Origin of the sequence: Thalassovita sp. (assembly GCF_034670005.1) — a bacterium.
In the GTDB taxonomy this organism is placed as follows: domain Bacteria; phylum Pseudomonadota; class Alphaproteobacteria; order Rhodobacterales; family Rhodobacteraceae; genus Thalassobius.
Window position 1 is genome coordinate 21,079 of record NZ_JAXMOH010000008.1, and the last position, 23,817, is coordinate 44,895.

21 protein-coding genes and 2 pseudogenes are annotated in these 23,817 nt (G+C 62.0%); 8 read left to right on the top strand and 15 right to left on the bottom strand.

The window, feature by feature from the left end; all coding sequences use genetic code 11:
• Positions 1-17: 17 nt before the first annotated feature.
• From VOI23_RS13680 to VOI23_RS13705, 6 genes are all read right to left on the bottom strand, one after another.
• Complete coding sequence (locus VOI23_RS13680; protein ID WP_323785464.1) at positions 18-2,468, bottom strand: FAD-dependent oxidoreductase; 2,451 nt, start codon at positions 2,466-2,468, stop codon at positions 18-20.
• Positions 2,469-2,562: 94 nt separating this feature from the next.
• Complete coding sequence (locus VOI23_RS13685) at positions 2,563-3,360, bottom strand: SDR family NAD(P)-dependent oxidoreductase (protein ID WP_323785465.1); 798 nt, start codon at positions 3,358-3,360, stop codon at positions 2,563-2,565.
• Positions 3,357-4,175, bottom strand: a complete 819-nt coding sequence (locus VOI23_RS13690) for an ABC transporter permease (protein ID WP_323785467.1) — start codon at positions 4,173-4,175, stop codon at positions 3,357-3,359. The genes VOI23_RS13685 and VOI23_RS13690 overlap by 4 nt, the downstream gene beginning before the upstream one ends.
• Positions 4,176-4,186: 11 nt before the next feature.
• A complete protein-coding gene (locus VOI23_RS13695) occupies positions 4,187-5,038 on the bottom strand; it encodes an ABC transporter permease (RefSeq protein ID WP_323785468.1) in 852 nt (283 codons plus the stop codon).
• Positions 5,039-5,059: 21 nt separating this feature from the next.
• Positions 5,060-6,220 carry a spermidine/putrescine ABC transporter substrate-binding protein gene (locus VOI23_RS13700; RefSeq protein ID WP_323785470.1) on the bottom strand — a complete coding sequence of 387 codons (1,161 nt, stop codon included), beginning with the start codon at positions 6,218-6,220 and terminating at the stop codon, positions 5,060-5,062.
• Positions 6,221-6,253: 33 nt separating this feature from the next.
• Positions 6,254-7,381: an ABC transporter ATP-binding protein gene (locus tag VOI23_RS13705; protein WP_323785472.1), complete on the bottom strand. Its 1,128-nt coding sequence runs from the start codon at positions 7,379-7,381 to the stop codon at positions 6,254-6,256.
• Between the two features lie 130 nt (positions 7,382-7,511).
• Here VOI23_RS13705 and VOI23_RS13710 point away from each other — a divergent pair, with 130 nt between their 5' ends.
• The gene (locus VOI23_RS13710) at positions 7,512-8,303 is read left to right on the top strand and encodes a helix-turn-helix transcriptional regulator (protein ID WP_323785473.1); all 792 of its coding nucleotides are present in this window, start codon (positions 7,512-7,514) and stop codon (positions 8,301-8,303) included.
• A gap of 28 nt (positions 8,304-8,331) precedes the next feature.
• On the opposite strand, the gene VOI23_RS13715 is transcribed toward VOI23_RS13710, so the two are convergent.
• The 3 genes from VOI23_RS13715 to VOI23_RS13725 form a co-directional block, all read right to left on the bottom strand.
• Positions 8,332-9,315, bottom strand: coding sequence for a GlxA family transcriptional regulator (locus VOI23_RS13715; protein WP_323785474.1), 984 nt, complete (start codon positions 9,313-9,315; stop codon positions 8,332-8,334).
• 82 nt (positions 9,316-9,397) lie between these two features.
• Entirely contained in the window at positions 9,398-10,873 is a 1,476-nt protein-coding gene (locus VOI23_RS13720) for an aldehyde dehydrogenase (protein WP_323785475.1), read from the bottom strand.
• 33 nt (positions 10,874-10,906) lie between these two features.
• The gene (locus VOI23_RS13725) at positions 10,907-11,662 is read right to left on the bottom strand and encodes a cupin domain-containing protein (RefSeq protein ID WP_323785476.1); all 756 of its coding nucleotides are present in this window, start codon (positions 11,660-11,662) and stop codon (positions 10,907-10,909) included.
• 300 nt (positions 11,663-11,962) lie between these two features.
• Here VOI23_RS13725 and VOI23_RS13730 point away from each other — a divergent pair, with 300 nt between their 5' ends.
• From VOI23_RS13730 to VOI23_RS13755, 6 genes are all read left to right on the top strand, one after another.
• Positions 11,963-14,020, top strand: a complete 2,058-nt coding sequence (locus tag VOI23_RS13730; protein ID WP_323785477.1) for an FAD-dependent oxidoreductase — start codon at positions 11,963-11,965, stop codon at positions 14,018-14,020.
• A 14-nt stretch (positions 14,021-14,034) separates the two neighbouring features.
• Positions 14,035-14,388 carry a DMT family transporter gene (locus VOI23_RS13735; RefSeq protein WP_323785479.1) on the top strand — a complete coding sequence of 118 codons (354 nt, stop codon included), beginning with the start codon at positions 14,035-14,037 and terminating at the stop codon, positions 14,386-14,388.
• 411 nt (positions 14,389-14,799) lie between these two features.
• Positions 14,800-15,666: a xanthine dehydrogenase family protein subunit M gene (locus VOI23_RS13740; RefSeq protein WP_323785480.1), complete on the top strand. Its 867-nt coding sequence runs from the start codon at positions 14,800-14,802 to the stop codon at positions 15,664-15,666.
• Positions 15,663-16,142 carry a (2Fe-2S)-binding protein gene (locus VOI23_RS13745; RefSeq protein WP_323785481.1) on the top strand — a complete coding sequence of 160 codons (480 nt, stop codon included), beginning with the start codon at positions 15,663-15,665 and terminating at the stop codon, positions 16,140-16,142. The genes VOI23_RS13740 and VOI23_RS13745 overlap by 4 nt, the downstream gene beginning before the upstream one ends.
• Positions 16,142-18,391 (top strand): xanthine dehydrogenase family protein molybdopterin-binding subunit, encoded by a 2,250-nt coding sequence (locus VOI23_RS13750; RefSeq protein ID WP_323785482.1) that lies wholly within the window; start codon positions 16,142-16,144, stop codon positions 18,389-18,391. The genes VOI23_RS13745 and VOI23_RS13750 overlap by 1 nt, the downstream gene beginning before the upstream one ends.
• Entirely contained in the window at positions 18,384-18,629 is a 246-nt protein-coding gene (locus VOI23_RS13755) for a MoaD/ThiS family protein (protein WP_160974771.1), read from the top strand. Before VOI23_RS13750 ends, VOI23_RS13755 begins: the two co-directional genes overlap by 8 nt.
• Here the strand turns inward: VOI23_RS13755 and VOI23_RS13760 are convergent.
• Complete coding sequence (locus VOI23_RS13760) at positions 18,604-19,458, bottom strand: arginase family protein (RefSeq protein ID WP_323785483.1); 855 nt, start codon at positions 19,456-19,458, stop codon at positions 18,604-18,606. The two genes, VOI23_RS13755 and VOI23_RS13760, sit on opposite strands and share 26 nt — an antisense overlap.
• Positions 19,459-19,483: 25 nt before the next feature.
• On the opposite strand from VOI23_RS13760, the gene VOI23_RS13765 reads away from it, so the two are divergent.
• The gene (locus tag VOI23_RS13765) at positions 19,484-20,047 is read left to right on the top strand and encodes a hypothetical protein (protein WP_323785484.1); all 564 of its coding nucleotides are present in this window, start codon (positions 19,484-19,486) and stop codon (positions 20,045-20,047) included.
• Between the two features lie 508 nt (positions 20,048-20,555).
• Here the strand turns inward: VOI23_RS13765 and VOI23_RS13770 are convergent.
• The 5 genes and pseudogenes from VOI23_RS13770 to VOI23_RS13785 form a co-directional block, all read right to left on the bottom strand.
• Positions 20,556-20,951: pseudogene (locus VOI23_RS13770) on the bottom strand (integrase core domain-containing protein); the annotation flags it as partial.
• Between the two features lie 13 nt (positions 20,952-20,964).
• Positions 20,965-21,054 (bottom strand): annotated as a pseudogene (locus VOI23_RS18580) (transposase); the annotation flags it as partial.
• Positions 21,055-21,101: 47 nt separating this feature from the next.
• Entirely contained in the window at positions 21,102-21,542 is a 441-nt protein-coding gene (locus VOI23_RS13775) for an SDR family NAD(P)-dependent oxidoreductase (RefSeq protein ID WP_323785485.1), read from the bottom strand.
• A gap of 3 nt (positions 21,543-21,545) precedes the next feature.
• Positions 21,546-22,925 carry a dihydrolipoyl dehydrogenase gene (lpdA, locus tag VOI23_RS13780; protein ID WP_323785486.1) on the bottom strand — a complete coding sequence of 460 codons (1,380 nt, stop codon included), beginning with the start codon at positions 22,923-22,925 and terminating at the stop codon, positions 21,546-21,548.
• A 10-nt stretch (positions 22,926-22,935) separates the two neighbouring features.
• Positions 22,936-23,814 (bottom strand): 2-oxo acid dehydrogenase subunit E2, encoded by an 879-nt coding sequence (locus tag VOI23_RS13785; protein ID WP_323785487.1) that lies wholly within the window; start codon positions 23,812-23,814, stop codon positions 22,936-22,938.
• Positions 23,815-23,817 lie beyond the last annotated feature (3 nt).

Sequence of the window (23,817 nt, forward strand, 5' to 3'; positions counted from 1 at the left end):
AGCCCCCGCCGCTATGGTCACGCCTTGGGACGTTCGGACTTGGGATCGTAGAGCGGGGCGAGGCTTGCCTCGGCCTCGACGATCCGGCCCGCGATGTCGATCTGGTAGGTGGAGCCGAGCAGCGATTCCGCCTTTTCGCCCGGTTCGCGGCAGGGCACGTAGCCCATGCCGATCGCGCCACCAAGCGCGTGGCCGTAATTGCCCGAGGTGACGAAGCTGACCATCTTGCCGTCGCGCAGGATCGGTTCGTTGTGGAACAGCAGCGGTTCGGAGTCTTTCAGGCGGAACTGCAGCAACCTGCGGCTCAGCCCTTCCTCGCGCTTGCGCAGCACCGCGTCGCGGCCGATGAATTCGCCCTTGCCAGTCTTCACCGCGAAGCCAAGCCCGGCCTCCAGCACGTGGTCTTCGTCGGTGATGTCGTGGCCGAAATGGCGGAACGCCTTTTCGATCCGGCAACTGTCCATCGCGTGCAGCCCGCAAAGCTTCAGCCCCAGCGGTTCGCCCGCCTCCATCAGGTTTTCCCAGACATGGGCGGCCTGATCGGAACTGACATAAATCTCCCAGCCCAGTTCGCCGACATAGGTCACGCGGTGGGCGCGGGCCAATCCCATGCCGATCTCGATCTCGCGCGCCATGCCGAAGGGATGGGCGTCGTTGGAGAAATCGTTGGGCGACACCTGCGCCAGAACCTCGCGCGCCTTCGGGCCCATCAGCGGCAGCACCACTTCCGACGCGGTCACGTCGAGGATGGTCACCGATGCCTCGCCGACATGGCGGCGCAGCCAGGCCAGATCGCGCTGCAAGGTGGCGCCGGGCACCACGAGGAAGAAGGACTCATCGCCCAGCCGGGTTACGGTCAGGTCGCATTCGATGCCGCCGCGCGCGTTCAGCATCTGGGTATAGACGATGCGGCCCGGATCGACATCCATCTGGTTGGCGCAGACGTTTTGCATGAAGGCCAGCGCGTCGCGCCCGTCCACCCGGATCTTGCCGAACGACGTCATGTCGAGAAGCCCGACCCCTTCCCGCATCGCCATGTGCTCGGCGCGCTGGTTGTCGAACCAGTTCTGCCGCTTCCAGCTGTAGCGGTAGTCGCGTTCCTGGCCCTCGTTCGCGAACCAGTTGGCGCGCTCCCACCCTGCGGTTTCCCCGAACACCGCGCCCCTGGCCTTCAGGTGTTCATGCAGCGGCGAGCGGCGCACACCGCGCGCGGTTTCGGGCTGCCGGTAGGGGAAGTGGTCGGCATAGAGCAGGCCCAGCGTTTCGCTGACCCGTTCGCGCAGGTAGCGGCGGTTCTTCTGGAACGGCTGGGCGCGGCGAATGTCGACTTCCCAGACGTCGAACGGCGGTTCGCCGTCGTTCATCCACTGGGCCACGGCCATGCCCGCCCCACCCGAGGACACGATGCCGATGGAATTATACCCGGCGGCGACCCAATAGCCTTTCAGCTCGGGCGCTTCGCCCAGGTAATAGCGGTCGTCGGGGGTGAAGCTTTCGGGGCCGTTGAAGAAGGTGTGGATGCCCGCCTCGGCCAGCATCGGCATCCGGTTGACGCCCATTTCCAAGATCGGTTCGAAATGGTCGAAATCCTCGGGCAGCTGGTCGAAGCAGAAATCTTCGCTGATGCCGTTCATGCCCCAGGGCTTGGCCCGGGGCTCGAACGCGCCCAGCAGCATTTTTCCTGCATCTTCCTTGTAATAGGCGCATTCGTCGGGCACCCGCAGCACCGGCATCTGGGTCAGGTCGGGGATGTTTTCGGTCACGATGTAGAAATGTTCGCAGGCATGAAGCGGCAGGGTCACGCCGTTCTGCGCGGCAAGGTCGCGGCCCCACATGCCGCCGCAATTGACCACCATGTCGGCGGCGATATGGCCCTCTTCCCCGTTGCTTTGCCAGTTGACGCCGGTCACCCGGCCATTCGCTTCGGTCACGCCGGTGACCTTGACCTGTTCGACGATCCTGGCGCCGCGCGCACGCGCCCCTTTGGCCAGCGCCAGCGCGATATTGGCCGGGTCGGCCTGCCCGTCCTTGGGCAGGTGCACGCCCGCGACCACGCCGTCGATATTCATATGGGGGTAAAGCGCCTTCACCTCGTCGGGAGAAAGTTCGTTTACCTCGACGTCGAAGGCGCGGGCCATGGCGGCCTGGCGCAGGATTTCCTCTTTGCGTTCCTCGGTCAAAGCCACGGTGATCGACCCGCATTGGCGGAACCCAGTAGCAAGCCCGGTTTCGGCTTCCAGCCGGGTGTAGAGATCGGCAGAATACTTCGCCAGCCGGGTCATGTTCTGGCTGGCACGCAATTGCCCGACCAGACCGGCGGCATGCCATGTGGTGCCTGAGGTCAGCTGCTTGCGTTCCAGCAGAACGATATCGGTCCAGCCCAGTTCGGCCAGGTGATAGGCCACGGAACAGCCGGAAATTCCGCCGCCGATAATGACGACGCGGGCTTTGGAGGGAAGGTCAGCCATTGGGATCACCCGTATTCCGGCTTAAGGCCGGGTCTGTTGGAGGTTTCAGGGCGCAGCGCGCCGGGGCAAGGATTGTCCGCCCAGGCGTGGCTGTCTAGATGCATTCACCACCATCGATGACCAGCGCATGACCGGTCACGAAGGTCGACATGTCGGAGGCCAGGAAAACGATGGCATCGGCAATTTCGCCGGTGGTGCCCCAGCGGCCCATCGGGATGGTGTCCGAGATATAGCTCTCCAACGCCTTGCGTCCGCCCATCTGCACCTCGAACCCCGCGTTGAACGGGGTGTCGACGAAACCCGGGCACAGCGCATTGAACCGGATGTTATCGCGGGCGTAATCCGCTGCCATCTGCCGGGTCATCGCCACGGAGGCGTGTTTGGTGGTGGCATAGGCGATCATTTCGCGGTCGTATTGCACGCCCGAATTCGACGCGGTGATGATGATGCTGCCGCCACCTTGTTTCTTCATTGGGCCGATCGCCGCGCGGGCGGCGACGAAATGAGCACGCACGTTTAGCCCCCAGCTGGCATCCATGTCCTCAGGCGCCACCTGTTCCAGTGTGCCCTCGATCTGAAGCCCGGCATGGGAATGCAGGATGTCGAGCCGCCCGTGCCGTTCCGCCGTTTGCAGGATCGCGTTTTCCAGCAGCGCTGCATCAGTCACGTCGACCGCCAGCGCCTTGGCCGAATGGCCCGCCTCGGCGATGGCGTCGGCGGTTTCGACGGCAAGTGCGCCGTCGCGGTCGGACACTACCACATGGGCGCCGCATTGCGCCATCGCCATGGCCCCGGCGCGGCCGATCCCGGACCCCGCCCCGGTGACGAAGGCCACACGGCCTTCCAGAGAAACCATCTCGGCGGGTGTCTTCACTCTTTCAAGAACGGTCATGACTTTCTCTTTTCTCCACGCCGCAGCAGGATCTGCGCGGTAACCAACATGATCAGCGATGCCGCCAGCACCATGGTACCGATGGCGTTGATTTCGGGCGTCACCCCGCGCCGGATCGACGAAAAGACGTAGATCGGCAGCGTGGTTTCGGACCCGGCGACGAAAAAGGCGATGATGAAATCATCGAAGCTGAAGGTGAAGCTGAGCAGGAAGCCGGCCAAGATGCCCGGCAGGATCATCGGCAGCGTCACCTGCCGGAAGGTGCCCATCGGCGTGGCGTAGAGGTCCGACGACGCTTCGGTCAGCGACCGGTCCATCCCGGCCAGACGCGCCCGCACGATGATGACGACCAAGGCCATGGTGAACATCGTATGCGCCGCGATCAGCGATCCCATCCCCATGCTGAGCTTCGGCGCAGCCGCGCCTGCGGGCCACACGGCCGCGATGGCCGGATTGACCAGATCGAACAGCGTCACCAGCCCGATCAGCGTGGCGATACCGATGACGATGCCGGGGATCATCACCGCGATATAGATCAGCCCGTCGAACACGGTGCGCACCGGTCCCTTGATCCCCTGCAAGGCCACCGCCGCCATGGTGCCGAACAGGCTGGCGAACAGGGCCGAGAAGAACGCCACGGTAAGGCTGGTCTGCAGCGCATCCATCACGAAGGGATTGTTCAGCGCCTTGCCGTACCACTGGGTCGAAAAGCCCTGGAACTGGCTGGCATGGCGGCCGGCGTTGAAGCTGAAGATCGCGATCACTCCGATCGGGATGTAGAGGAACAGGTAGACGAATATCGAATAAAGCCGCATCTTTCAGTCCCTTACATCAACGACACATCTTCGCGCTGCGCGCCAAGCTTGCTGATCAGCCGCATGTAGATGGTCACACTGACCAGCATGATGATCACCAGCGTCGCCGCCACCGCCGAGCCAAAGGCCCAGTTGCGCGATTGCAGGAACAGGTCGACCAGCGCGTTGCCAACGAAGAACACCTTGCCGCCGCCCAGAAGCGCGGGGATCAGGTATTCACCCATTAGCAGGATGAAGACCAGAAGGCTGCCGGTGGCGATGCCGGGCAGCGATAGCGGCAGCGTCACCTGCCAGAAGGTGCGGAAGCGGGTCGCGCCGAGGTCCGAAGAGGCTTCGAGCAGCCGCTTGTCGAGCCGGTCGAGGCTGACGAAGATCGGGAACACCATCAGCGGCAGGTAGCCGTAAATAATCCCCACCAGCACTGCGAAGGGCGTGTTGATCAGGCGCACGCCCTCGATCCCGATCAGTTCAAGCAACGCCGGAATGCCCCGGCCGCCCAGCAGGAAGATCCAAGCGTAGGAACGGATCAGGATCGAAGTCCAGAATGGCACGATGACCAGCACCAGAAGCATGGTCTTCCATTTCGGGCTGGCCTTGACGGCCAGGTAATAGGCCAGCGGATAGGCGATCACCAACGCCGCGAATGTGCCGATCGGCGCCAGGGTCAGGGTATTCTTGAACGCCGCCCAGCGGGCCGGCAGGTTGGCGTATTGTTCGAAGGTGAACGCGGGGACATATCCACCGGAGGCCCCGCGTTCGCCGAAGCTGAAAACGAGAACGACCGTCAGCGGCACGATCAGCATGACCAGAAACCAGGTTCCGGCAGGTGCCAAGAGCAGAAGATTGCGGGTGCGTTGAGTCATGTCGTTCTCGTCGTTTTCAGATCAGGCCGATTTGAAGCGGGCCATCAGTTCGGCCCGGTTCGGGTCGGTCAGCGTCACGGCCGCGCCGAATTCCAGCGCGCTCAGCAGTTCTTGCGCCGGGTAGAGGATCGGGTCGTTAAGCAGTTCCTCGGGCAGCAGCGCATTTGTATGCGCATCCGCCGACGGGTAGCCGTGTGCCAGAACCTCCTTGGCGTTGACCTGCGGATCGAGCAAGAAATTGATCAGCGCGTAGCCTGCGGCCCGGTGCGGGGCACCCTTGGGAACGGCGTAGTAGTCGCTCCAGATTTCGCCACCTTCCTTACCCAGGACATAGATGATTTCGGGCATGTCGTTGTTCAGCTGCTTGCCGTCGCCGGTCCAAGCCATTGACATCCACGCATCGCCATTGCGCATCGCCGGCTGGTAGTCCGACGAGATAGCGAACAGATGCGGCTTGCATTCGATCAGCAGCTTCTCGGCGTCGGCCAGTTCCTTCTCGTCCACCGAGTTGAAGGAATAACCGAAATATTTCAGAGCGTTGCCGATGGTGGTCAGCTGGTAGTCATGCACCATGGTACGGCCGGAGAATTCATTCTTGGTCATGTCGAAGAACTGCTTCCAGCTGTCGACCTTCACACCGTTGGTATGCTTGGTGTTGAGAACGAAACCGGTGGTGCCCCAGTCCTTCGGTACCGCGTAGAGCTTGCCGTCGACCGATCCGGCTTCGGAGAAGCGCGGGTCATAGGCATTGGGGTCATAGTTCGGGATCAGCGAGGTATCGAGCGGTTCGATCAAGTCTTCGCCGACATAGGTGGTGATGGTGTAGTTGGTGGGCACGAAAACGTCCCAGCCTGTCGCGCCGGCCTGCAGCTTGGCCAGCATTTCCTCGTTCGATCCGAAGGCGTTGATCTGCACATAGGCGCCGGTGGCTTCGGTGAAGGCCTCGAAGTTGGCCATGTCGTGGTAGTTCGGCCAGGTTGCAAGAACCACGCGGTCGCCGATATCGCCGGCGGCGAAGGCCGGGCGCGGGCGCAGGCCGGGCACGGCAGCGCCCATCACGGCGCTGGCCATCCCGAGACCGGTCACGCCAAGGAAGTGACGGCGGCTGACCGACCCTTTCTTGTAGCGGTAAAGTTCTTCCATGAACTTTTTCTTGGTGATTGGTGTGTCGTCGCGTTGCATTTGGATACTCCCTGTGAAGAGTTTTCGTAGGCTTTAGTTATTTTCCAGAACGAGCGCCGCGTCGGCATCCCAGGATGCCTGCAGCACATCGCCCGTATTGAACGGCCCTTCGTTCAATTCCGCGAGCCTGGGCGCCAGCACCAGGAAATCTCCCAGCCTGTCATGGCGCACCAGGTATTCCGTATGTTCGCCCAGGAAGATCCGGTTCAGCACCGTCACCGGAAGGCTACCTTCGCTGGCCTTGGTGCTGAGGCGGATCTGTTCGGGGCGGACGCTGACCGTGACGTCCTGGCCGGGGCGCAGATCGTGCACCGCCGCACCGGTCACGTCCTGACCGTTGCTCAGGGTGACGATCGCGACCGATCCGGACACATTCGCCACCTTGCCGTCGAAGAAATTGGTCGATCCCACGAAACCCGCCACATAGCGGTTGCGCGGCCGGTCATAGAGTTCCTGCGGCGATCCGATCTGTTCGATCTTGCCTGCCCGCATGATGCAGACCCGGTCGCTCATCGACAGGGCTTCTTCCTGGTCGTGGGTGACCAGGATGAAGGTGATGCCAAGGCTGCGCTGGATGTTCTGCAGTTCGATCTGCATGTCCTTGCGCAGCTTGCGGTCAAGCGCCGCCAGCGGTTCGTCGAGAAGCAGCAGTTTGGGTTCGTTCACCACCGCGCGGGCCAGCGCGACGCGCTGTTGCTGGCCGCCCGACATTTCCCAGATGCGGCGGTCTTCGAATCCCTGCAACTGCACCAGGTCCAGCGCATTGGCGACCTTTTCGGCGATGTCGGCCTTGGGCAGGCGCGGGCGGCGCTGTTTCAAGCCATAGCCGATATTCTGCGCGACGGTCAGGTGCGGGAACAGCGCGTAATGCTGGAACACCATGTTCACCGGACGCAGATGCGCGTCGAGCTTGTTTACCACGTCGCCGTCGATCAGCACCTCGCCATCGGTGGGCGCCTCGAACCCCGCCAGCATCCGCAACGCGGTGGTCTTGCCGCAGCCCGAGGGGCCGAGGAAGGAGAGGAATTCGCCCTCTGCGATCGACAGGTTCAGATCGTCGGCCGCCAACACGTCGCCGAAGCGTTTCGACACGCCCCGCAGCTCGGCGATGATTTTCCCGCCGCCCGTTTCGCGGCCCGGGGTATATTCACCCTTGTCCATTTTCTTGATTGTTTCCCTGTTGGGTGGCATATCATCTGTTTTGGAAAAATCGTAAGAAAATCCAGATTTGTTGTATATACCACGAATTAGGTAGTTCTTTTTTGATAGCTGGGATGGAGGGAGGATCGCAGTGACCACTTGGGCCGAGGCGACCGGCGAATTGATATCGGCAATCGGAACCGATGACTTCGCGGCAAAACTTTCCAATGCTTTGAAAGGGATAGCGCCTTTCGACTACACGGTCGTTTTCGGCTATCTCGGGTCCGCCCGGCCGCTGGACCTGTATGACGACTTCCCGCGCGGCAAGCGGCGGGTGTTCGTCGAGGATTACCAGGAAGGGCCTTATCTTCTCGATCCGTTTTACCTGGCCAGCAGCGAACCGGTGGATTCGGGGCTGTACCGGCTGCGCGATCTGGCGCCGGACCGGTTCTATCAAGGCGAATATTTCCGCAATTATTACGTCCAGACCGGGCTGGCCGAAGAAATCGGATTTTTCATCAACCTGCCCGGCGGCGCAGTGGTAGTCGTATCGCTGATGCGGGCCGAAAAGGCGTTTACGGCCAAGGAAGTCCGCGAATTGCGGGCCTATTGGCCGGTGGTGGATGCCGCCTGCGGCAAGCATTGGCGCGGTCTTGCCGAAGATTTCGGCGTCACCGGCAGCACGACGACGGAAAACGGCCTGCACAAGAGCCTCGAACTGGCGTTTCAGACCTTCGGCAAGGGCGTGTTGACCCCGCGCGAACGCGAAGTGGTCGAATTCACCCTGAAGGGCCATTCCGCTGAGGCAGTCGGCCGCATCCTCGAAATCGCCCCCGGCACGGTGCGGATTCACCGGCGCAACATCTATTCCAAGCTGCAGATCCGGTCGCAGGGCGAATTGTTTTCCGAATTCATCGACACGCTGCTGCAAACCCCGGCCTGATCCGGGCGCAAATCGGCGCGTTCCGGGCTCAGGCAACCTGCAGCCCCAGATGCATCTTGCGTTTGCGGAAGGCCGTTGGCGACACGCCGCAGCGGGCCTTGAAGTGTTTTGCCAAGTGGCCGGTATCGGTGAAACCGCAACTCAGCGCCACCTCGATCAGCGGCAGGTCCGTGGTGTCGATCAGCCTCAGCGCCTTGTCGAGCCGCATGTTGACCAGGAACTGGTAGGGCGTGGTGTCGAAAACCTTGCGAAATTTCCGTTCCAGCGCCTTCGGGCTTATCCCCACCAGCCGCGGTAGGTCGGCGATGCTCAGATCGGTGTCGAGGTTCTGCTCCATCACCCTGATCGCCGCTTTGAGCGCCTTGTCGGTCGGGCCGAGAGAGGCCGAGCGCGGGCTGAGCTGCAGCATGTCGCCGGGGCGGATATTGTCGTGCAGGAAAATTGCCGACACGGTCCTGACGTTCGACGGGGGAACGTGATCGGCAATCAGGTTCAGCATCATGTCCAGCGTCGCCGACATACCTGCCGCCGTGATCATCCCGTCATGGTTTTCGATCAGCCGGTCGGAAATGTCGGCCCCGGCCAACTGTTCGACAAGAACCGACTTGTTTTCCCAATGCGTCGTCATCGGGTAGCTGGCGCTTCGGTACTGGGAGATGAATTCCGCCGCGGCCTCGGACAGCAGGACAACCTTGGCCTTGGCCTGCCGGGACTTTCGGATATGCGCGAGGCACGATTTGTCGAGGAACCGCTGCGCGCGATTGCCCGCAACGATCAGGTAATCCGCCCCGGACAGGTCGCAGAAAGCCGTTGCGTTCACGCTGATGCCGCCCGCGCCTTCGACCATGCCGCCTTGCGCGGAACAATAGGTCCAGCGAAACACGTCCCTGCCGCTGACCCGGTTGCAGATTCGCAGGATGTCGACGATGGAAGCGACTTCCAGCGCGACGAAACCGGGCCGGACGAGTAGGTCGACGCTAATGGGCCTGTCTGGCGAAGTGACTTCGTTCACCTTGATTTCCTTTCCGCTGCGCCGCGCGCGGGTCTGGGCCGGCCCCGGCAAAGGACGGCCCTGTTTTAATCCCTGCTCCGGATCAACCGTTGAGGTCGATCCAGATGGTTTTCAGCTCGGTATATTGCTCATGGGCATGCACGCCGTTGTCGCGCCCGCCGAAGCCCGAGGATTTAAAGCCGCCAAAGGGGGTGGAAATCTCGCCCTCGGAATAAGCGTTGACGCCCACCGTCCCCGCCTTCAGCGCGCGGGCGTATTTATGCGCCTTGGCGATGTCGCGGGTATAAAGCGTGGCGTCGAGCCCATAGCTGCTGTCATTGGCCAGCTCGATTGCCTGTTCGTCGCTATCAGCCTTGGTGACGGCTACGACGGGGCCGAAGATTTCTTCCTGGAAGATCACCATGTCGCGGGTGACTTCGGCAAAGACGGTAGGCTTGTATATCAGGCCTTCGCCCGCTTCGCCGCCGCAGACGACCCGCGCGCCTTGCTTCTTGCCGGTTTCCACCAGCCCCGACACCTTGGCCATGTGTTCAGAGCTGACCAGCGGGCCGTTCTGCGTCGCCGGGTCCAGCGGATCGCCCACCACCCAGGTCACCGCTTGCTTGGCCAGTTCCGCGATCAGCGCGTCATAATGCTTGTGATGCACGATGATGCGGCTGTTGGCGGTGCAGTTTTCGCCCATGTTCCAGAAAATCGCCCCGGCCTGGATTTCCGCGATGCGCGGGATATCAGTGGCGTCTTCCAGAACCACGGCGGCGCTTTTGCCACCCATTTCAAGGCAGACTTCCTTGGCGTTGCTTTCGGCGGAATAGATGAGGAATCGCTTGCCCACATCGGTCGATCCGGTGAAGGTCACCGCGTCCACATCCATGTGGCGGCCCAGCGGTTCGCCCACATCGGGCCCCATGCCGGTGATGATGTTCAGGACGCCGGGCGGCACCCCGGCCTCCAGCGCCAGTTCGCCCAGCCGCAGCGCGGTCAGGCTGGTCTGCTCGGCGGGCTTGACAATCACCGAATTACCGGTGGCCAGTGCCGGGCCGATTTTCCACGCCATCATCATCAGCGGGAAATTCCACGGCAGAACGGCGGCCACCACGCCAATCGGTTCGCGCACGATGAGCCCCACCGCATCGGGGGCCGAGGGCGCGATCTGATCGTAGAGCTTGTCCTGGGCTTCCGCGTGCCAGCGGATGCAATTGGCGGTTTCGGGGATGTCGATTTCGACGCAATCGGTGATCGGCTTGCCGGCGTCCAGCGCCTCCATCACCGCAAGTTCGGTGGTGTTTTCGTCGATCAGGTCGGCCAGCTTCAGCAGGATTGCCTTGCGTGCCGTCGGGTGCAGGCCCGACCAGACACCGCTTTCGAACGCCTTGCGCGCTGAAGCGACGGCGGCCTCGACATCCTCGGGCCCGCAGGCGGGCACCTTGGCCAGAACCTTGCCGGTGGCCGGGTCTGTGGTTTCGAAGGTTTCACCACTTGCGGCGTCCTGGAAAACGCCGCCGATCAGCACCTTCTTGGGAAAGGTCAGGCTGGCGGCAATCGCCCTGTAATCGGTCATGATAGATCACTCCTTTGTTGGCGTTCTCCGCCGTCACGCGTTGAGAACCGCAAAGTATTTCTTTACGTATTTTTTGATTTCCCAGCTGCACACCGTGCCCTTGGGCACGAAGAAACAGTCGCCCGCGCGGAAGGTCTGGGCGCTGCCGTCCTCTTCTGTGATGGTCACTTCGCCGTCCAGCATCTGGACGAATTCATGCACCGGGAAGGGTTCCATTTCGCTCGCCATCGCGTCGCTGTCCCAGAGACCCACGGACATATTACCCGCATCGTTGGTGAAAAGGATATTTTCGCGCTGTACTGGCTTGGGACCGGCAATCGTGAAGGGTGCGGTGGTTTCCAGCGGCACCATCGGCGCATCCGGGTCCATCACCTGTACGCGGCCTTCCGCCGAGGCGATATCCGGCGTTTCGGCCTTGGGGTCGAGATAGGTGATGAAGAACTTCTTCAGATACCCGTCCTGTTTCCAGCTGATCGGGATCGCATTGCGGAAACAGGCGCTTTGCCCCTGCTTGACCTCGACCGCGTTGCCGTCGCCGTCGATCATCGCGAATTCGCCTTCCAGCACCCAGATGAATTCATCGCCCGGATAGGGACCGAAAGCTTCCTGCATCGTGGTGGTGTCCCAGACGCCGACATTCAGCCCCAGCTCTTCGTCGCTGAAATAGACATGCAAGTGCTGGATCGGCAGCGGTGATTGGAAATCGGCCGGGTCGCATTCCATTTCGTGCATCCCCGTTCCGGGCGGGCCGTTGCGGTCCAGTCGGATGACTTTCCGAATCTCTGTCATGGTCTCCTCCCCTCGCAAACGCGTGGTTTGCCGTTTTGTTGGATATGAAATGTTGGCACCCGGCGGCGCGGCACATTTGATCAAATCCTGACTTGACTCGAGACAAAAATCAACACAACGATTGAATGATCATTCAATTGAGTGGGTTCGGACGCCAGTTGTGCCCAATTTTTACGTCTCCAGCGCAGGCGCGCCTCATTGGCGCAGCGTAGGGCGGCAGGACCGGGTTTCACCGTCCAGCCGGTACGTCGCATGGCCTCTGACCTTCTAAAAACAGATCCGAAAAGCAAAAGGACCGACATGCCCCGCGATCCCCGTTACGATATCCTGTTCGAGCCCGTGAAGATTGGCCCGGTTACGACCAAGAACCGGTTCTACCAGGTGCCTCATTGCAACGGGATGGGCCATCAATACCCCTCCAGCATGGCGGAAATGCGCGCCATGAAGGCCGAGGGCGGCTGGGGCGTCATCAATACCGAGGAGGTGGAAATCAGCCACACCTCGGAACTCAGCCCGATCCCCGAAGGACGTTTGTGGGATGACAGCGACATTCCGGTTCTGGCCAAGATGGTCGATAAGATTCATGCGCACGGAGCGCTGGCAGGGATCGAACCGGCGCATCTGGGCGGCGGGGCGTCGAACCTGTACAGCCGCGAAGTTCCGATGGGCCCCTCGGCGCGGCCGGTCGACCTGATGGACCCGATCCAGGTCCGGGCGATGGACAAGGCCGATATCAAGGCCTTCCGTAAGATGCATGTGGACGCCGCCCTGCGGTCGAAGAAAGCGGGGTTCGACATCGTCTATCTTTATGCCGGGCACGACATGACCACCTTCACCCATTTCCTGTCGCGCAGCCGCAACGACCGGGGCGACGAATATGGCGGATCGCTGGAAAACCGGGTACGTCTGCTGCGCGAGGTTCTGCAGGACACCAAGGAGGCGATCGGCGGCACCTGCGCGGTGGCGATCCGGCTGATGGTGGACGAATTGCGCGGGTCCGGCGGGCTGACCTGCGAAGGCGAGGGGCGCGATATCGTCGAAATGCTGGCCGACCTGCCCGACCTGTGGGACGTGAACATCAGCGACTGGGCCAATGACAGCGCGCCGTCGCGTTTCACCGAACAGGGGTTCCAGGACAGCTATGTGTCCTTCGTCAAGAAGGTGACGAACAAGCCTGTGGTGGGCGTGGGCCGCTACACTTCGCCCGACGCGATGGTATCGCTGATCAAGAGCGGTGCGCTGGACCTGATTGGCGCGGCGCGGCCGTCGATCGCCGACCCGTTCCTGCCCAAGAAGGTCGAGGAAGGCCGGATCGAGGACATCCGCGAATGCATCGGCTGCAACATGTGCGTCACCGGCGATTACCTCGCCGTGCCGATGCGCTGCACCCAGAACCCGACCATGGGCGAGGAATGGCGGCGCGGCTGGCACCCGGAAAAGATCAAGGAAAAGACCGCTGACGAAAGCGTGCTGATCGTCGGCGCCGGCCCCTCGGGATTGGAAGCCGCCCGCGCTCTGGGCCAGCGCGGATATGACGTGACGCTGGCCGAGGCGGGAACCGAAGCCGGGGGGCGGGTAGCGGTCGAAGGCCGCCTGCCGGGCCTGTCCGAATGGCGGCGGGTGGCGGATTACCGACAGTACCAGATTAGCCAGATGCCTAATGTCGAGCTGTTCTTTGACAGCCGCCTGACGGCCGAACAGGTGCTGGAATTCGACGCGGATCACGTGGTGATCGCCACCGGGTCGAAATGGGTGCGCAGCGGCATCGGGCGCGCCAACCGGCAACCGATCCCGACCTATGACAGCGCGACGGTGCTGACCCCGGACGAGATTTCGGCAGGTCAGCGGCCCGAAAAGGGCCCCGTCGTGGTATTCGATGACGACCATTACTACATGGGCGGGCTGATGGCCGAAAAGCTGCGGCTTGAAGGATTCGACGTGACTTATGTCACTCCCGCTGTCGATGTGTCGCACTGGACCCACAACACGATGGAGCAGGGCCGGATTCAGACCCGCCTGATCGAGCTGGGTGTCAAGATCGTGCCGCTGCACAACCTTGCCGCCATTCAATCAGACCGGGTTAAACTATCCTGTGTTTTCACCGACAAGGTACATGCCCTGCCGTGCAATGCAGTGGTAATGGTGACCATGCGCGAAGCCGTGGACGGGCTGTATCACGACTTGACGGCAGATGGCGTGTCGGGCCCGAAATCGGTTACCCGGATCGGCGATTGCTTGGCCCCGGGTACGATCGCCGCCGCCGTCTATGCCGGGCACCGTTATGCACGCGAACTGGGCGAACCGGTTACCGAGGGTGTGCCGTTCCGGCGCGAACTGCCCGCTTTGTCGAACGATTGATCCGCAGGAAAGGAATGAAAAATGGCCCGCGACCCAAAGGATATACGCAAACCCTTGTTGGTATTGGGAAGGATCATGGTGCTGACTCTCAGATCGTGAGCAAAGTGAATGATCGCATCCAATGCGAAGTTGCTCAGGCTCTAGCGGCGAACTTCATCCCGAAGAGGCTCTATCCCGCGTGGTTGGATGAGTGTAATTGCCACCATCACAAGCATGAAGGATATGCTGCCTCGTTCCATTTCATGGCACTCGTTCTGAAGTTGATGCCAGTCGTCATTGTTTATGCCATCTGGTCCGGGGTGGGCATCGCCCTCATCCTGATCGGGATCTTGGTGATACAGCTCTTTTCCAAAATGGCAACGCATTGACCAAGTGTATGGCTCCTCAGCAGCCCGGTCAGTGCCATTGTCGACTTCGCTGCGTCGTGTTCGAATGTCTCGCCCTTGCGCTGCGTGCGCATGCGGGAAAAATTGGACGGGTAGTGTCGGGCCGAAAGCAGCCATTTGCCGAAGCTTTCATCACGGTCTTGGTAGTATCGGACCCCGCCATTTCAAATCGGATAGCTTATGCAAAACTGGTGAGGATTCAGACGCTCAGGTCATTTTGCATCTCTTTTGTGAAGGCGCCTCTGGTGGCGTTGCTTGACATCGATCTGCGAATAGGAGCGGATTACACCGCAATCAAATCAGTGAAGGATAGATCGGTGGCTCCGATATATACTCTCGACTTATGAACGGCTGCAGGTCCCGTTTTTTCACCGATTCAGACAAGGAAGCATGATGCACTATCATACACCGGCGACATTCGAAGATGCCGTGAAAATTGCAGCGGATTGTGGTGGCGTGACGCGTTTTCTGGCGGGCGGCACCGACGTCCTGGTTCAGATGCGCGCGGGCGCCGTGATCCCCAATGACTTGATTGATCTCAAGCATGTTCCGGGCGTGCGGGACATCACCCGGACGCCCGAGGGCGGCTGGCGGATCGGCATTGCCGTGTCGGGCGCTGAACTGGGAGCGCATGACGCGCTGTGCCGCGACTGGCCGGGAGTGGTCGAAGGGATGGAGCTGGTCGGATCGACCCAGGTGCAGGGGCGCGCGACGCTGGTGGGCAACCTGTGCAACGGATCGCCCGCCGCCGACAGCGTGCCTGGCCTCGTCGCGGCAGGCGCAACCGTGACGGTGACGGGCGTGAATGGCAGCCGCGAGGTTCCAGTGGCTGAGATTCCGGCTGGGCCGGGCCGTACCGTTCTGCAGCCGGGCGAAGTGATTTCCGCCATTTCCCTGCCTGCGCGTGGGGTAAACGGCGGCGATGCCTATCAGCGTTTCATCCCGCGCACGGAAATGGATATCGCCGTGGTGGGCTGCGCGGTGAATCTGCGTCTGGACGGCGACACGATCAGCGAAGCGCGCGTCGCGCTTGGCGCGGTCGCCCCCACCGTGATCACGGTGCAGGCGGCTGCGGATGCCATCATCGGCACCACGCTGGACGACGTCGCGCTTGACGCGCTGGCCGATGCCGCCCGCGCGGCGGCAAACCCGATCAGCGACAAGCGCGGTACTGCAGAGTTCCGCACCCATGTTTCAGGCGTGCTGGCGCAGCGTGTTGCGCGGCTCGCCTATACCCGCGCGAAAGGAGCCGAGAAATGAGTAAGATCCACGTCACCACCACCGTGAACGGCGACACGGTCGAATTCCTCGCCGATCCGCGCGAAACGCTGCTGGATTGTTTGCGCGACCGCCTTGGCCTGACCGGGTCGAAGGAAGGCTGCGGCACCGGCGATTGCGGCGCCTGTTCGGTCATGCTCGACGGGCGGCTGGTCAGCTCCTGCCTCGTGCTCGGGGTCGAAGCCGAGGGCAAGACCGTCGACACCATCGAAGGGATGGCCAGCGGCGACGACCTGCATCCGCTGCAGCGCAAGTTCATCGAACATGCGGCGCTGCAATGCGGGTTCTGCACCCCCGGCATCCTGGTCGCGGCCAAGGCGCTGCTGGACCAGAACCCGGACCCGAGCGAAAGCGAGGTGCGCTATTGGCTGGCGGGCAACCTGTGCCGCTGCACCGGTTATGACAAGATCGTAAACGCCGTGATGGACGCGGCGGCGGAAATGCGGGGGGCGGCCTGATGGCGAAGGACGAGTTCAACACCGGATTCAAACTGGTCGGCACCCGGCCCAACCGTCCCGACGGGCTCGACAAGGTCACCGGGCGGGCGCGCTATGGCGCGGATATGACGATGCCGGGGATGCTGTGGGGGGCGGTGGTCCGTTCGCCTCACGCCCATGCGCGGATCAAGAAGATCGACGCCTCCAAGGCGCTGGCGCTCGACGGGGTCAAGGCTGTGGTCACGCGGGCGGATTTCCCGACCGGGCTGACCGGCGAGGACTGGAACCTGCAGGAAAACAGCATGGCGGGGGATGTCGCGCTCTATGACGGTCACGCGGTTGCCGCCGTCGCCGCGACCTCGGCGTTGCTGGCGCAGGACGCCGCCGCGCTGATCGAGGTCGAATACGAGGTGCTGCCGCATGTCATCGACGTGGATGACGCGATCAAGCCCGATGCCCCGGCGATCCGCCCGGGATCGGCCGATCATTCGGTGCCCGAAGGCTTCCCGGCCAACGTGGTGCGCTATATCGATTACGGCCACGGCGATCTCGAGGCCGGTTTCGCCGCCGCCGATCTGGTGATGGAAAAGACCTACCTCACCGAGGCCACCCACCAGGGCTATATCGAACCGCAGGCCTGCGTCGGCCAGCTGGGCGCCGACGGCAAGGGCGAAATGTGGGTCTGTACCCAAGGGCATTGGTTCATCCGCCAGATGTGTTCTGCCATTCTGGGGCTTGAGGTCGCGCAGCTGCGCATCACGGCGTCGGAAATCGGTGGCGGTTTCGGCGGCAAGACCATGGTGTTCATGGAACCGCTGTCGCTGGCGCTGAGCAAGAAGGCAGGCGGGCGTCCGGTCAAGCTGGTGATGAACCGCGCCGAGGTTCTGCGCGCCACCGGGCCGACAGCCTCGGCCTCGATGGATGTGAAGATCGGCATGACCAGGGATGGCCGCATGACGGCGGGCAAGGCGGTGTTCCGGATGCAGGGCGGGGCCTTCCCCGGCGCGCCGGTGGATTCTGCGCTTGATTGCGCCTTCGCCAATTACGACATGCCTGCGGTTTATCACGAAGGTTTCGACGTGCTGGCGAACCGGCCGAAAGCCGCGGCCTACCGCGCGCCCGGATCGCCGATGGCGGCCTTCGCGGTGGAAAGCCTGGTGGATGAAATGTGCCGCGAACTGGGGCTCGACCCGATCGATACCCGGCTGAAGAACGCCGCCCGCGAGGGCACCAAGGCCAGCTACGGTCCGACCTATAACAAGATCGGCCTCGTTGAGACGCTGGAAGCGGTGAAATCGCATCCGAACTATGCGGAGCCTTTAGGGCCGAACCAGGGGCGCGGCGTCGCCTCGGGGTTCTGGTTCAACTATAACGGCGACACCGCGGTTTCGATGGCGATCGCCGAAGACGGCACCGCGCAGGTGTCGGTCGGCACGCCGGATATCGGCGGCAGTCGGGCGTCTTTGGCGATGATGGTGGGCGAAACGCTGGGCGTTCCTTACGAGCATGTCCGCGTGAACGTGGTCGAAACCGGCGCGCTTGGCATCAACGAACCCACCCATGGCAGCCGGGCTACCTTCGCCACCGGCAAGGCGGCAGTGGTTGCCACCGAACAGGCCATCGCGGAAATGTGCCGGCGCGCGGCGGCGGAATGGGATATCGACCCGGACGCGGTCGAATGGATCGATGGCTCGGCCCAGCCCGCCGGTCCCAATGCAGGGAAGTTCCCGCCGATGAAAATCGGCGAGATCGCCGGCAAGATGAGCACCACCGGCGGGCCGATCGCCGGCCATTACGAAGGCTTCCCCGATGGTGTCGGTGTAAGCTTCGGCACCCATGTCGTTGATGTCGAGGTCGATCCGGAAACCGGGCATACCAAGATTCTACGCTACCTGGTGGCGCAGGACGCGGGCCGGGCGATCCATCCCGCCTATGTCGAGGGCCAGTTCCAGGGCGGTGCGGTTCAGGGCATCGGCTGGGCGCTGAACGAGGAATATGTCTATGGCGAAGACGGGCGGCTGCAAAACGCCACCTTCCTCGATTATCGCGTACCGGTCGCCTCGGACCTGCCGAAGATCGACACGGTGATCGTCGAAGTGCCCAATCCCGGCCATCCATACGGTGTGCGCGGTGTCGGTGAAACCGGCATCGCCCCGCCGCTTCCAGCCATCGCCAACGCGGTGGCGGCGGCGACAGGACAGCGGTTGCGCCACCTGCCTATGACCCCGGTCAAGGTTCTGGAGGCAATTCAGGCGGGGCAGGATGGTTGAGATCAACCTCTGGTCCGGCCTGCGCCGGTTCACCGATGGCGAACTGGTGGTGGAGGTCGAGGCCGACACCATCGGCAAGGCCCTGGATGCCCTGATCGAGAAATATCCCGGGCTCGCTCCGGTGATCGAGGCGGGCATATCGGTGGCGGTGGATGGTGAAATCACCACCGCCGGCCGCAACATCCCGGTGCGGCCGGACAGCGAGGTCTATCTCATGCGGCGGTTGAAGGGCGGCTGAAACCGGCCGTCCTCAAGTCGAGCGTTTTATCTTCAGCGTGCGAAACGCCGGGCAGCACGCACAGCATTTCGAACAGCAGGTTGGCGGCGATAAGGGCGGTGTTGCCGGTCGCGTCATAGGGCGGCGATACCTCCACCAGGTCGGCGCCCACCAGGTTCAGCCCGGCGCAACCGCGCACGATTTCCAGCGCCTGCCACGTGGTCAACCCGCCCGGTTCCACCGTTCCGGTGCCCGGCGCGAAGGCGAAGGAAATGAGCAAACCCAGTTGGTATTGGGAAGGATCGCTATACTGACTCTCAGAGCCTGAACAAAGTGAATGACCGCATCCTGCACGAATGGTTGCTATTCTCGGGGTGCTGTCGTCGGCTTTCGCGACAGTCTCAAGGCGAGCGTCGAGACGACCAATGACAAGCCCCCCAGCATTTCCACCGTTCGCCATCGCGCCTCTCATCTCAAGTCGTTTCTGGAGTGGCTGATTGAGCAAAAGGGATACCAGGGCCTCAACAAGTCTCTGCCAGGTTATCTTGCCCTCCCCAAGAAGTTCGATGCTGCGGTTTTGAGCGAACGGGAGCGCGAAATCCCGTCCTTGTTGGAGGCCGTTCAAATGATCAAAGGCACGCCTTGTCGGACCCTGAAAGAGCGTCGCGACCGCGCAATGGTAGCGATTGCATTCTTGGCGGCACTGCGGGCCGATACTGTCACCTCCTTGCGGATCAAGCATCTTGAACGAAGGGCCCGGATCGTGGTGCAGGACGTAAAAAACCTCCCGTACGAAAAACGGTAAGAGCCTGCGGATCAAATTCTTCCCGCTGCCTGAGATCTTTGCCAAGGTTGTTTGCGATTGGAAGGGAGAGTTGTTCGGCCTTGGGTTCTCTGGCGAGGACGCACTGTTCCCCGAGGAGCGTTTCCTCGCAAAACGTGGGTCTTCTGTTCAGGGCGGGAGCGTTCCAGTTATGGCCTCAACGCATGCAATCTCTCAAGCATTCGAGGTGGCCTCTAGGACGTTGGAGAAACAGATCACGCCGCATGCAGCGAAGCACTGCATTGGCTGCCTTAGCTTGGAGGTTTGCAAGACGCCTGATGAGCACAAAGCCTGGTCTATGAATATGGGACATGAAAGTGAGGAGGTGACCGACCAATACAAGAAACACCTCCGCTCTTACAAAAATCTGTCCGAGGAACGTGTGGTCGAGATCTTTGAGCAGTTTGATCAGGCGGCCGAGAATGAGAGTGAGATCGGCATCGACGATAAAGACTTCATGCTGAGATACCTAATGCGAGACTCCAAGCCGGGGACAGAGGAGTATGAACGGGGCGAGAACTTGGTGGATGAACACCGCGAGCGTCAGAAAGCGAAGAAGCGTGAGGTGATGCATAAACAAACTGACGATGATGATGGCGACGACGTTATCGAATAGTTCTGGCGGTTTTCGTTCTCTTAATTGCATGTCCTCATGTCGTCATCTTTGCCTCAAAGTTAGGGAGCAAAGCGTCTACAAATCCAGGGGCACCTCAGGCTTCCCAGCCTGCCTGATAGATACAGTTGCTAGATTGAGCGCTTTTGCAGCGAACGATCGCTTTCCGACCTTCGTGCCTGCGCAACAGCTATGCTACGTCGGTCACTAAGGTCCGCTAAAGGCTGGGAGCAGTCGTTCGCTGCAGACTTGACCATCGACAGATTTGCGCAGTTATGGGCGCACAGAAGTCGATATAAGCAGGCTCTTGGTTAAGAACGCCAGGATTTGGAAATTTTATGTGGTGCAATGTGTGGTAGAAATTTTGGTCCGTTAATAATTAACCATAGCAAACAGTGTCTTATGTAAGATATTTGTCGGACACCTCCTCCGCCACCAAAAGTCATTTCGGTGACCTGAGCCCCAAGTTTCCTCCATCTGGTGGAGAGTCCTTAGGTTTGGTTTGATGGCCTTATGCGGCCAGTTCGTCCATCGTCGTTTTCTTAGCAAATTCTTTGGGCGTCAGGTTTCCGAGAGCTGAGTGCGGTCTGTGGGTGTTGTAGTCCTCCTGCCATTCATCCAGCGTTTCCCTGGCCTCGGCCAGTGAGCTGAAGAGTCTTTCGTTCAGACATTCATCACGCAGCTTTCCGTTGAAGCTTTCGATGAATGCGTTCTGGATCGGTTTCCCTGGTGCGATGTAGTGCCAGTCGATGCCGGTCTCCTGCACCCAGCTGAGCATAGCCATGCTGGTGAACTCGGTACCGTTGTCGGAAACGATTGTGCCCGGTGCGCCTCGTTCTGCAATCAGCCGATCCAATTCCCGCGTGACACGCTGGCCCGATAGTGACGTATCGGCGAGCAGCGCCACCTTGGCTGATCCCATAACGCCTGCACACGTCAGCCGTCTTCTCGCCAGCTTCCTGCTCCTTGATCATCTGAATGATCTGTTCGTCGGTGAATCTCGTCTTCATTTGTCCGTCCTTCGGTTGGGCGGACTCTACACAAAACTGGAGTAGATTCAGGGGCTTAGGGTAATCTTACCATGTCCCCGCGCCACCATCCGGCGGCCCGGTTCGCGGCTGAGCAGGAAAACGGCATCAAGGTTCACCGCCATCACCGCGTCCCAATCCTCGGTCGCATGCTGCGCGGCTGTTGCGCGGCGAATGATTCCGGCATTGTTGACCTGGATGTCGATCTTGTGCCCTGCCTGATCCAGCTGCGCGATCATCCGGTCTATCGCGATCCGGTCGGACAGGTCGCAATCAAGGGGCCAAAAGCCGCCCGTCAGCCCTTCGAATTCGTGTTGCAGATCGTCTGCCTGCCCGGTGATCGCCGTGCGCACGCCGATCACATCTGCGCCGCATGTCGCCAGCGCCTTGGCGATGGCCCGCCCGATGCCCCGGCTTGCGCCGGTGACGAGGGCGGTTTGTCCGCCCAGATTGATGCGCGGGCCGGGCATCGGTTACAGGTCTGTCAGCGTGCCAAGCGCGCGTTCGGCGGTAAAGGCCACGGTTTCCGACAGCGTCGGATGGGCATGTACCGTCAGTGCGATGTCCTTCAGCGAGGCCCCCATTTCCATCCCCAGAACGCATTCGGCCAGCAGTTCGCCGGCGTTGCGTCCCACAAGCGTTGCGCCCAGCACGCGATGCGTCTCGGGGCAATAGACCAACTTGGTCAGCCCGTCGCCACCACCGCTTGACAGGTTTCGCCCACTGGCCGCCCAGGGGAAGCTGGCGACCTTGTGGGCAATGCCGCGTTCTTTGGCCTGGGCCTGCGTCAGGCCCGCCCAGGCCAGTTCCGGGCTGGTATAGGCCACCGACGGAATCAGGTCGGTATCCAGCGCGGCGGCGTGGCCCGAGGCGATCTCGGCCGCGACATGGCCCTGATGCGTGGCGCGATGCGCCAGCATCGGGTTGCCGGTCACGTCACCAATAGCAAAGATCCCATCGACCCCGGTGCGGCAGGTTTCATCGACGGCAATGATGCCGTGGTCGTCCACATCGACGCCCGCCACCTGCGGATCAACCACGTGCCCATTGGCGCGTCGGCCCACGGCTTGGATGGCCGCATCAGCCTTGATGTCGCCCGCGAACCCGCCTTCGCAGGTCAGGGTCAGCGCCGCCTTGCTTCCCTTCACGCCCGTCACCTTGGTGCCGGTGTGAATGGTGATGCCTTCGGCCTCGAGCACGGCGCGCAGGATGGTCACGGCTTCGGCATCGGCGCCGGGCGCGATCTGCTCCATGAACTCGATCACCGTGACCTGGCTGCCCAGGGCCGAATAGACCGTGGCCATTTCCAGCCCGATGATGCCGCCGCCGACGATGGCAAGCCGCTTGGGCGCCTCGCGCAGGTCCAGCGCATCGGTGCTATCCCAGATACGGTCATCCTTGGGCCAACCGGGCAGTTGCACCGGCGACGATCCGACAGCGATCACCGCCTGGTCGAAGCTCCAGCCTTCGCCGTCGATGTCGAGCGTGCCTGCGCCGGTGAAACGCGCGGTGCCGCGGATGGTCTGCACTTTGCGGCGTCTGGCAAGGCCGGTCAGCCCATCCGTCAACTGCGCGACGATCCCGTTCTTGCGGGTGCGCAAGGCGCCGAGATCGACGGACAGTTTGCCGGTGGAAATGCCCCAGTCGCCGCCATGGCGCGCTTCGCGAATGATTTCAGCCGCATGCAGCAGCGCCTTTGACGGGATGCAGCCTTCGTTAAGGCACACCCCGCCCAGCGTGGCGCGGGGGTCAACCAGCACCACCTTGCGGCCCAGATCAGCGGCGCGAAAGGCACAGGCATAGCCGCCCGGACCCGCGCCCAGCACGATGAAATCGGCGTGATTTTCAGCCATTATCCCCTCCTCAGACCATGATCCGGCGCGGATCGGCCAAGAGGCCCGCCAGATAGGTCATGAAGCGCGCGGCATCGGCGCCGTTGATGACCCGGTGGTCATAGGACAGATCCAGCGGCACCATCGGCACCGGCCGCGGCGTATCACCATCCCAGACGGTGACGGTTTCGGTGCGCGTTATGCCCAGGATCGCCAGTTCGGGCGGGTTCACGATCGGGGTGAATCCGAGGCCGCCAATGCCACCGAGGTTGGAGATGCTCATCGAGGCACCGCCCATTTCGTCCGGGCCGATCTTGCGCGCCTGCGCGCGGCTGGCCAGATCGGCGATTTCGGCCGCGATCTGCCACAGACCCTTGCGGTCGGCATCGCGGATCACCGGCACCATCAGCCCGTGCGCGGTGTCCACGGCGATGCCGATATGAACGTAATCCTTGAGCACCAGCGTCTTTCCGTCCGGTGTCAGCGAGGCGTTGAAGCGGGGAAATTCGCGCAGGGCACGGGCCAGCGCCTTCACCTGAAAGGCCAGCGCGGTGAGCTTGATGCCACGGGCCCGCGCCTCGAGCTTCAGGCCCTTGCGCAGCGCCTCGATGGCGGTGACATCCGCGCGGTCATGATGGGTGACCTGCGGGATCAGCGCGTTTGCCGCGGCCAGGTTGGCGGCGGCGACCTGGGCAAACCGGCTCATCGGTTCCTCGCTCACCGGGCCATATTGGCTGTGATCGACGTCCCAGTAGGACGTGTCGCCGGCGGGGCCGGTGACGGATGAGCCGCCTTTCAGGTCCTCGCGTGCGATGGTGCCGCGGCCCAGATTCCGGGCCAGTTTTGTCAGGTCGATGCCCTTTTCACGGGCCAGGGCCCGGACCGAGGGTGGTGCGATGACGTCGCTCATGAT

What these genes read in the sequence shown, in the direction of transcription:
- VOI23_RS13680 (WP_323785464.1), bottom strand. Translation starts at nt 2,468, where the DNA reads ATGGCTGACCTTCCCTCCAAAGCCCGCGTCGTCATTATCGGCGGCGGA.
- VOI23_RS13690 (WP_323785467.1), bottom strand. Translation starts at nt 4,175, where the DNA reads ATGCGGCTTTATTCGATATTCGTCTACCTGTTCCTCTACATCCCGATC.
- VOI23_RS13705 (WP_323785472.1), bottom strand. Translation starts at nt 7,381, where the DNA reads ATGGACAAGGGTGAATATACCCCGGGCCGCGAAACGGGCGGCGGGAAA.
- VOI23_RS13775 (WP_323785485.1), bottom strand. Translation starts at nt 21,542, where the DNA reads ATGCCCGGCCCGCGCATCAATCTGGGCGGACAAACCGCCCTCGTCACC.
- VOI23_RS13750 (WP_323785482.1), top strand. Translation starts at nt 16,142, where the DNA reads ATGGCGAAGGACGAGTTCAACACCGGATTCAAACTGGTCGGCACCCGG.
- VOI23_RS13785 (WP_323785487.1), bottom strand. Translation starts at nt 23,814, where the DNA reads ATGAGCGACGTCATCGCACCACCCTCGGTCCGGGCCCTGGCCCGTGAA.
- VOI23_RS13740 (WP_323785480.1), top strand. Translation starts at nt 14,800, where the DNA reads ATGCACTATCATACACCGGCGACATTCGAAGATGCCGTGAAAATTGCA.
- VOI23_RS13700 (WP_323785470.1), bottom strand. Translation starts at nt 6,220, where the DNA reads ATGCAACGCGACGACACACCAATCACCAAGAAAAAGTTCATGGAAGAA.
- VOI23_RS13735 (WP_323785479.1), top strand. Translation starts at nt 14,035, where the DNA reads ATGAAAAATGGCCCGCGACCCAAAGGATATACGCAAACCCTTGTTGGT.
- VOI23_RS13685 (WP_323785465.1), bottom strand. Translation starts at nt 3,360, where the DNA reads ATGACCGTTCTTGAAAGAGTGAAGACACCCGCCGAGATGGTTTCTCTG.
- VOI23_RS13745 (WP_323785481.1), top strand. Translation starts at nt 15,663, where the DNA reads ATGAGTAAGATCCACGTCACCACCACCGTGAACGGCGACACGGTCGAA.
- VOI23_RS13755 (WP_160974771.1), top strand. Translation starts at nt 18,384, where the DNA reads ATGGTTGAGATCAACCTCTGGTCCGGCCTGCGCCGGTTCACCGATGGC.
- VOI23_RS13725 (WP_323785476.1), bottom strand. Translation starts at nt 11,662, where the DNA reads ATGACAGAGATTCGGAAAGTCATCCGACTGGACCGCAACGGCCCGCCC.
- VOI23_RS13730 (WP_323785477.1), top strand. Translation starts at nt 11,963, where the DNA reads ATGCCCCGCGATCCCCGTTACGATATCCTGTTCGAGCCCGTGAAGATT.
- VOI23_RS13720 (WP_323785475.1), bottom strand. Translation starts at nt 10,873, where the DNA reads ATGACCGATTACAGGGCGATTGCCGCCAGCCTGACCTTTCCCAAGAAG.
- VOI23_RS13695 (WP_323785468.1), bottom strand. Translation starts at nt 5,038, where the DNA reads ATGACTCAACGCACCCGCAATCTTCTGCTCTTGGCACCTGCCGGAACC.
- lpdA (WP_323785486.1), bottom strand. Translation starts at nt 22,925, where the DNA reads ATGGCTGAAAATCACGCCGATTTCATCGTGCTGGGCGCGGGTCCGGGC.